An 8,512-nucleotide genomic window follows, 5' to 3' on the forward strand; every position below is an offset into this window, starting at 1 on the left:
GTCCTATAGCCGCTTCCGATGTGTTTTCCATTGGGTCTGGAAACGCACCATCCATCTCATTTTCTGTATCTTCTTTAGAGGGGAGTTTCAAACAGATAGCACAGTCATTATTGATTTTTGCACTGTATGCTACATGACCGTTTTGACTGAAAGAAGACCCTTTTTGAAATCGATGCAAGGGAGTTGCTTCTTGGATCAGTGACTCTTCCGATCGATTCCATTGCGTTCTGCAGACAGTATGAAGGTTTCCGTCGGTATCGGTAAAATAGATATTCTTCTCATCGGAATGGATGGCGATTACGCTGGCTTTTACATGAAAAGATTGGATTATTTTAATCATGATGTCCCGCTCAATTGAGAAGTTCTATCAAACAAAGGACGTAAAAACGGGTATTGTCATCTGCGAGTATTCGCTTGATTTTTGCCGAATACAAGACGCCTTCAATATCAAAATAGAGTTCCTCTCCCATAAGTAAAAACTCTTCTTTCCAATCGCAAAAATTCGGATCACTTTTTACGGGAGCATCATCATTCAGGAGCTCTTTGAAGTTGAGCTCTTTATTGATCAGTTTTGTATAATGGGGGGTACCTGCAAGGATAGAAAATATTTCACTGTTACCGACAATCACATGGTCGTGTTGATCAAGAATCATGGAGGGGAGGGGAATGTTTTGGATAATAGATTCAAGAGATTTGTTGAAAGCGTGTTGTATCTGTTCCCTCTGATCGAGTTTTTCCCTCTCTTTTTGCTGAGACTCCTGCTCGATTTTAAGGGCCAAATCGTATAAAATATTGTCCAGCTTATCGAAAATAATCGGCTTAATAATAAAGTGCTCGATTCCGATTTCAATGGCTCGTAACATATATTTTGCTTCGGAATGGGCTGTAATCATAATGCATTTTTGTGTCGGGTTATGCGCTTTAATCTTCTCCAGCATGTCAAGCCCTTGCATAATAGGCATCGTCTGATCTGAGATAACGATGTCAATCGGACGGAGCGAATTCAGGTAAAAATCAAGTCCTTCTTGACCGTTTGAAGCGAGGGAGACATGACCTACCGTATCGCTGAGCATATCGGACACCATTTCACGAATGAGCCTCTCGTCATCCACGAATAGAACATGTAGTTTTTTTGCTAACGTGATATGATTTTCCATTTTTAGCCTTTGTTGTTAATGTGTGCATGGATAAATATTGTAAATACAGCGCCTTCGGCGTCATTATGCGCCGTAATACTCCCGCCAAGGTGCTCTTCGACAATCCGTTTAGACATATACAAACCGATTCCCGTCCCTTGGGATTTATGTTTGGTCGTAAAATAGGGCTCGAAGATTTTGTCGATGTATTGAAGATCGATCCCGCCCCCATTGTCGTAAATACGGATGAGTGCTTGAGTTTTATCATCCGAACAAGCTACCTCTAAACGGATAACTCCGCTTGAAACACTATTGGAAACAATGGCATCTTTTGCGTTATTGACGAGATTAAGCAGTACTTGTTTGAGGTCTTCGGGGAATCCGTAAAGTTCTATATCCGATTGAACGGATGTCTCTAATGTGATGTTGGCAAGATTAAAACTCGGTTCTACGAGTGTAATCGCATTTTCAATTACACTGTAGAGGGTGTAGTGTACTTTTTCTTTATTAGGCTCAAAGTGTCCACGGAAGTCATCAATCGTCTGAGACATGTGGGTGATGGTATCCATCGCTTGGTTGAGTGCATGTTCCATGGCTTTGCTATCAAGCGTTCCGTTCGTGTGCTGGCGGTAAACTTTTTGAAACAACATGGAAATAATATTGAGCGGTTGTCGCCACTGATGGGCAATATTGCCGATCATTTCGCCCATTGCAGCAAGTTTGGCCTGTTGAAAAAGGAGGGAATCTTTTTGCCTGTTTTTTTCAATTTCTTCTTCAATCTTCACTTCCAGATCGTTATTGAGTCTTTGAATGGTTTTCGTGGAGGTATAACTGATGGAGAGGGAATAGACCAGCTGATAGATCTCTTCACTGTTGAAGGGTTTGCGAATATAATAGGTATTGCTCTTCAGCGCATCCAATATCTCTTTATTCGTCCGATCCGAATAGGCGGTTGCAATAATAATATGGACATCGGGATCGATTTGTTTGAGGCGCAGTGAGGTCTCAAGCCCGTCGATGCCGTTGGGCATACGCATATCGACGATACAGACGGGAATACTCAAACCCTCTTCATAGTGTCGGCGAAAAATTTCTACACCGTCCAGCCCGTTGTTGGCCTGAAAAAGGTTAAAGTTCATAGTCCTGTCTGTGGGATCAATCGCACTGCACTCAATATCATGAAGCTGCTCAAGCTTTAAAATCGCATCTTCAAGGCTCGTTTTTTTATACGGTGCCAATATGGCGGCATACGCTTCGAGAATAGTGGTATCATCGTCAATGGTAAGAATATTATGAACAGCCTCACTCATGATTTACATCCTGGGGCGAGAGTAATCGTAAAGAGAGTCCCTTTTCCAATCCCTTCAGATTTGCATGTGATCGTATGGCCGTTTCCGGTTAAAAAATTGGCAAAAGAGTGCAACCCAAGTCCGTGCCCGTCTTTTTTGGTCGTAAAGCCCTGTAAAAATACATTTTTAGTTGTCTCTTCATCCATTCCGATACCGTTGTCGTAGACCTCTATTACGATATTTTCATCCATCATAATGGTATCGTTGTTCATCATGTCAAGTTCGAAGAAGCTCCCCTCGATAGGGACGCTTCTCGCCGCAATTTTGATGATTTTAGGGAACAGTTTATGGCTTTTGTCTGCGGTGAGAATCGCATGGATGGAATTTTTAAGGACATTAAGCATTCCGTTAAAAAGATGTATTCTATTAATTTGAAAACTAAGACTTGGATGTATATCCACCATAAGGGCTATATCGTTTTTAAAGAGTTGCGGTTCGATGACGCTCCGTATTTCGGTAATAAGATCGATAAATTTGACCAATTCATCCATATTGTTTTTGGTATTTTTGTAGAGTTCTTGTTGATAGGCTATGGTTGTAGCGATATTACTAATCGCTTTTTGTAGATTTTTCATATCGCTGTCTAAAACATTCTTAATAGTATCGGTCATAGAGGATTCGATAATATTCAGACTCATTTCGATTTTCTTGAAATTTTTGAGATACTCTTCTAAAACACTCTCTTTGACGAACTGTTTATTCCCCTGAAGCTGCTCTTTGATATGGTCAAAATATTTGAAAAAGAATTGCATCGGTTCAAGATTTTTAATAATCCGCTCGGAAAGATGCTGCGCACCGGTGACGATATTTCCAATGTTGTGGATATATTCGCTGGTCACATCAAAAATACCCTGTTTATAGGCAAGTTCCTTGGATATACTGATCTCGTTTTTGTGCAGTTCAACGACATTCGTTATATCGGTCAATGAAAGAATATAGCTGGATTGATGTTCTCCCGATCCGCTTTCTTTGTTATCTATAACGGTGGATATGATTGTAAAATAAAGGAGTTTTCCGTCAATCAATATTTCAACTTTTGGAAGCATCCTCTCATCTTTAAATGTTAGAAATTCAAACCAGGAATCCGTTGAACACGAGCCGTAGGTATTGGTAATCGGAAGAACTTGAATTTTACGCGGAAAAGAAGGCTCCATCACCGAATCAAATATTTGGTGGAAATAGTTATTGGCCTGAAGAAGTTCACCCTTATGGTTTACAAGCAAGATTGCAGTATGTGCTGTAGCATCAAAAAGACTTTTGTTAATTTGATCCAAATCTTGTTGAAGCTGTTGAATATCAGTTTCGTATTGAAGGGTAAGAGGGGAGTGGGCAGTCTGCATCAAAATCCTTGGCATGTAAAAAGGTTATTGAATGATTATGACGGCTTAGTGTTGCAAATATGTTGCATTTAATGGAGTTACGGGAAAGATTACTCCCGTTTTGAAGCTTCTTTTAACATAGTGTCCATAATGATAAAAAGTTTAGCGGATGCCGTTTCGACTTGTTGAAATCGATCCACTATAAGGTCTTTAGATTCACTTAGACCCGTAGTTTTCATTATCTCTGCCACTGCCAGAACATTGTCATGGACTTGTTTATGCGGTTCTTGAATCTGCTTGTACGATGGGAAGGCGCTAAAACTCTTTTTGCCGTCTCCTTGTTCGTACCATTTTCCGAATCGGCAATTGGTATGATCGACAAATCCCCCATCCAGTTTACGTGCGTAGACAGCATCGTACGCCCGTCCTTTGAAGAGGATATGATCTATTTTTGCCAATGTAATAAATGCGGTCAGCTCAATATTATGGACGACGTTTGCCGTTTCCAGTGCGTTTGTATTAAAAGAATGGATCGTTTCTGTAAAGTTTTGGATCATACCATTGGATTTGAAGGCAATCTCATTCATCGCCTCTGAGCTGGATTGAATCTGATGCGTATCTTGCTGTAGGGTCTGTATCGCTATAGAAATATCGCCGGTCGCTTTTTGGGTTTTTTCGGCCAATTTTCGAACTTCATCGGCAACAACAGCAAATCCGCGTCCGTGTTCTCCCGCACGTGCGGCTTCGATGGCGGCATTCAATGCAAGCAAGTTTGTCTGATCTGCGATGTCTTTAATTAAATTAACAACCGAATTGATATCGTTGGCTCTCGTCCCCAATGCATTGATAGCACCGTTAGAATCCTGTACCAGAGCGGTAAGTTCGTTCAGATTAGTGGTAACCGTATCGAGTTCTTTTACCGTGATAGTTGATTGATCCGCTGTACTTTGAGAAATAGTTGAAATATGAGAAAGGCTCTCAATCGATGTCATAAGATCACGCTGAATGACATCAAGCCCTCCGGTAGAACGGCTGATCTCAGCCAGTTTCCCATCCAAATCGAAGAGTTTAAGCGATTCATGGCTTTGCTCCATTTTTTTAACGCTCAGGTTGATATTTTCAGCTGAACGTTTGAAGGAACCTTTTAGTCCTGAACTTTGTACGGTTCTATAATAGTGATCTTTACTCAATGCATCAATAACGGCATAGGTATCACGCATGTACACTTCCAACTGATCTATCATATTGTTGGTGTTCCAGCATAATGCCTTAAGTTCTCCATATTCATTAATATTAGTAATCCGTGATTCCATATGTCCTTCTTCGATTTCACTCATCACCTCCGCGACTTTGTGGATCGTTGATTGAACTTTTCGGATATTGATAAATATTGCCCACGCAATCGCAAAGTTGATAACATTCAGTAATCGAATCCAGTCAAAGCCTATGGTAATGACTTCGACCACTAACGCTATTAAAAATACAACGATAGAGATAAGATTCAGATACTGTAATTTAGTGAGAGAGGATGAATTCATCATAGGTGACCTTCATTTGATCTAATGCGGCAAGTAATATTTTTTCGCCTGCAGCAATTCCACCGATTTTTTCGGCACGGAGCATGGAGCTATAAAGCGGTTGAATAATAGAGAGCGCTTCTTTTTTGGGTTTACGGCGTACCGAGTGATACCCTATAATGTTCCCTTGCGCATCAAAGCTGGGAGTTACATGGGCAAATACCCAGTAATAGTCATTATTTTTTGTCTTATTGATGACATAGGCAAATACCTCTTCTCTCGATTGAATTCGCGTCCATAGCAATTTAAAAACACTTGCGGGCATATCGCTATGACGCAAGATGTTATGAGGGGCATAAAGTAATTCCTCTTCACTGTACCCTGACATACTGATAAACAGCTCATTGCCATAGGTAATCTTCCCTTTAACATCCGTTTTTGAAACGATAAATGTATCATCACTAAACGTCAGTTCATTTCCGGCCATACTATTCTCCCCTCATCCGTTTTATGGTTAACTTTTAAATTCATTGATGCGTGATTGAAGCGATTTTGCCACTTGCAGCAATTTATCCGAATCGCTTTCGATCATTTCGACACTTTTTTGATTTGATTCGGAGACATGATTAATATTGGATATCCGATCGATAATCCATTCGATATGACTTACCACTTCAACTGAATCCTTATACGAATGCTGCGCAACCACTACGGATCGCTCCATTTCTGAAGAGGTTACGGAAATTTTTTCTTCTACTTCATTTGAAATATGTGTTAATTGATTCATATTGCGTGCATTGTTGATCATCTTATCGCTTACGTCGTTGATTGACTGCACGATTGTATTAACATTGATTTCGATCTCGGTTAAGCTTCGCTGCGTCCGCTCCGCCAACTTACGCACTTCATCAGCAACAACGGCGAATCCTCGTCCGTGCTCACCCGCACGTGCCGCTTCGATGGCAGCATTCAGTGCGAGCAGATTAGTCTGATCGGCAATATCTTTGATAACCTCCAGAACATTTTTAACCTGATCGGCATCTTGACGCAAGTCAACCAGCTGAGATGACATCTCCTGTTCCGTCTCAATGTATCCCTCAACCTCTACGACAAGTTTGCTGAGGACCCCTTTTGCCGTAATCAATTCATTATTAGCGGTAGCAACATTTTTTTGTGTTTGTTCGGAGATCAAGATACTTTTCGACAATATCTCTTTGATAGAGATACTTTTATCAGTGGCTTCTTTGACAATAGAACGCTCTTGTTCTACCCCTTTTGAAATACTATGTGTAGCCTCGGTAATTGTGGCTGCAATCATAGAGTTCTGTGCGCCCAATATTTTTACTTCATTGACGGTATCTTGAACCATAGCGACAAAATGGTTGACTTCGATAGCCGCTTCGGCAAACTCGTCTTTTTTAGTTACCGCAAGCCGTTTCGTTAAATCTTTATCCCCGTTAACTAATTCATTGATGCGCTTTTTGAGTTCTTCAAGAGGGTGCAATATCTCTTTTCCGAAAAAGATAGAAAGGATGACGACAAAAGCTACAATCGTAATACTTAATGCAATCAATAAAATAAATTGTGTATCTCCGATCTCCGCATCATTTTTTTCCAACGAAACAACCAGATCCATAACCCCTAAGACTTCGCCCGTTTGAATATTGGTGTGACATGCCAAACATCTCTCTTGTGCGATCAGCGGCTGAAGGAGACGAATCATATGCCCTTTATCGCTGCTCTCTATGACTTGCGGCTTTTTGCTTTTAAAAATTTCCTGAATCATCGGATCATCGCTGAATTTTTCATTTAGCCCGAACAGTTCAATTACCTGCTTAGATTTTTGAACTTCGACTTTAGAAACACCGTCGATCTCCTGTGCATGGGCAATGGCTTCGTTAACAACTTTCGGATCGCCTGCGAGCATACTTAGTGAAAGAGTTTGAAAGATAGAATCGCTGAGCATCATTAATGAACGTTTGGCTGTTTCATTCGAAAAGGTATTCAATGATGAGGATATATACGAATATATTGCCCCCATACCAATAAAACTGAAAAATATTATTGTGAAAATTATTTTTGATTTGACGGTCGTTAGCATGATGAGCCTTCTTTTAAATAAGTGAGAGAATCATAAATGTTTACTGTTGCAATAGTGTCGCAAAATGCTTATTCAATATCGGAGTGACTTATCTCTTTAAGAAAACGGAGAAACATTTGAAGCTGTTTTTTCTTTTTCGTGGAGCGGGCTTCGATAACTTTGTCACGAAAATGATCTATCAAGACATTTTGAAAAAGATAAAACTCTGAGGGGCTCATCCGTTCAGAAGCGTTGATTTTTTCTAACGCTGCATAGAGTTTTCTTCTTGTGGATGCCGTAAGTTCGTTATCCATATTCCCAAAAACTATTTCACATTCATAAATAGCTTTGGATGTAGTGGAGACTTTATGTTCTTGTCCCGTTGTTTCTACTGTTAGTAACTTGAATTTTTGTGTTGCACTTTGGTAGAGATGTCGGTATTGGGAAATCAAATTGTATTGGTGGATAATACTATCGATAGCCGCGTGCCGACTTAAGTAAAAAATCGGAAGTTTTCCATAAATTTCGATAACCGTTCTGCCATTGGGAGATTGATACCACGTGAGAATTTTTGCCCCTTTTAGGCGGGCTTTGGCAATTATCTCTTCGAGTAAATGTTCGAAAGAATTATTCGTTGATACTGACAATACGGAAGACATAACTCATCACTGAAAGTAAAAAAACAAATGTTGCAAATACAACTACAAAAAGGCTGAATATCAAATATAACCCTTTGATTCAATATAGATAAAGAATCATAAGGTTTTAGTGTTGCAAGTTTGTCGCAATTTAGAAATCGAAAATATCGTCCATGTCGATTGATTCGCTCGGGGATTCATTGACACATAACATGTTGCCCACCATCTGGGCATTGCTGATAATCGTATCATCCATAAAGTTGACGCTTGGCGCACCGTCATAGAAAATCATTTGCAGCCAATGTGTCAAATCTAATCCGAAGGTTTTACAAAAGAGACCCAAAGAAGAAGATTTATCGATAAAAGTTTGCACATTGTTATTAATGGTAGAGGACAATTCGCCTAATGATCTCGCAATCGGATAGCTTTCTGAATAGATAGATGCAGATTTTCCGATCCTATCGAGATAATAA

At 40.0% G+C, this 8,512-nt stretch carries 8 protein-coding genes and 1 pseudogene; all 9 read right to left on the reverse strand.

The genetic code is table 11. The features are described 5' to 3' along the window. Positions 1 to 340: hypothetical protein (locus tag A2517_RS03535; protein ID WP_294894184.1), on the reverse strand; the 340-nt coding region annotated here is incomplete at its 3' end. Positions 341 to 350: 10 nt separating this feature from the next. Beyond that, complete coding sequence (locus A2517_RS03540; protein ID WP_294894186.1) at positions 351 to 1,157, reverse strand: response regulator; 807 nt, start codon at positions 1,155 to 1,157, stop codon at positions 351 to 353. A gap of 2 nt (positions 1,158 to 1,159) precedes the next feature. Continuing rightward, positions 1,160 to 2,446: a hybrid sensor histidine kinase/response regulator gene (locus tag A2517_RS03545; RefSeq protein ID WP_294894187.1), complete on the reverse strand. Its 1,287-nt coding sequence runs from the start codon at positions 2,444 to 2,446 to the stop codon at positions 1,160 to 1,162. Then, positions 2,443 to 3,825 carry a HAMP domain-containing sensor histidine kinase gene (locus tag A2517_RS03550; protein ID WP_294894188.1) on the reverse strand — a complete coding sequence of 461 codons (1,383 nt, stop codon included), beginning with the start codon at positions 3,823 to 3,825 and terminating at the stop codon, positions 2,443 to 2,445. The genes A2517_RS03545 and A2517_RS03550 overlap by 4 nt, the downstream gene beginning before the upstream one ends. A gap of 89 nt (positions 3,826 to 3,914) precedes the next feature. Then, positions 3,915 to 5,345 carry a methyl-accepting chemotaxis protein gene (locus A2517_RS03555; protein WP_294894192.1) on the reverse strand — a complete coding sequence of 477 codons (1,431 nt, stop codon included), beginning with the start codon at positions 5,343 to 5,345 and terminating at the stop codon, positions 3,915 to 3,917. Then, positions 5,320 to 5,808, reverse strand: a complete 489-nt coding sequence (locus A2517_RS03560; RefSeq protein ID WP_294894194.1) for a PAS domain-containing protein — start codon at positions 5,806 to 5,808, stop codon at positions 5,320 to 5,322. Before A2517_RS03560 ends, A2517_RS03555 begins: the two co-directional genes overlap by 26 nt. Before the next feature lie 27 nt (positions 5,809 to 5,835). After that, positions 5,836 to 7,329, reverse strand: a complete 1,494-nt coding sequence (locus A2517_RS03565; RefSeq protein ID WP_294894204.1) for a methyl-accepting chemotaxis protein — start codon at positions 7,327 to 7,329, stop codon at positions 5,836 to 5,838. Positions 7,330 to 7,490: 161 nt separating this feature from the next. Then, a complete protein-coding gene (locus A2517_RS03570) occupies positions 7,491 to 8,048 on the reverse strand; it encodes a hypothetical protein (RefSeq protein WP_294894206.1) in 558 nt (185 codons plus the stop codon). Positions 8,049 to 8,190: 142 nt separating this feature from the next. Further along, positions 8,191 to 8,512 (reverse strand): annotated as a pseudogene (locus A2517_RS03575) (response regulator); the annotation flags it as partial.

Source organism: Sulfuricurvum sp. RIFOXYD12_FULL_44_77, from assembly GCF_001830725.1.
GTDB classification, from domain to species: domain Bacteria; phylum Campylobacterota; class Campylobacteria; order Campylobacterales; family Sulfurimonadaceae; genus Sulfuricurvum; species Sulfuricurvum kujiense_A.

What these genes read in the sequence shown, in the direction of transcription:
- A2517_RS03540 (WP_294894186.1), bottom strand. Translation starts at nt 1,157, where the DNA reads ATGGAAAATCATATCACGTTAGCAAAAAAACTACATGTTCTATTCGTG.
- A2517_RS03545 (WP_294894187.1), bottom strand. Translation starts at nt 2,446, where the DNA reads ATGAGTGAGGCTGTTCATAATATTCTTACCATTGACGATGATACCACT.
- A2517_RS03550 (WP_294894188.1), bottom strand. Translation starts at nt 3,825, where the DNA reads ATGCAGACTGCCCACTCCCCTCTTACCCTTCAATACGAAACTGATATT.
- A2517_RS03555 (WP_294894192.1), bottom strand. Translation starts at nt 5,345, where the DNA reads ATGATGAATTCATCCTCTCTCACTAAATTACAGTATCTGAATCTTATC.
- A2517_RS03560 (WP_294894194.1), bottom strand. Translation starts at nt 5,808, where the DNA reads ATGGCCGGAAATGAACTGACGTTTAGTGATGATACATTTATCGTTTCA.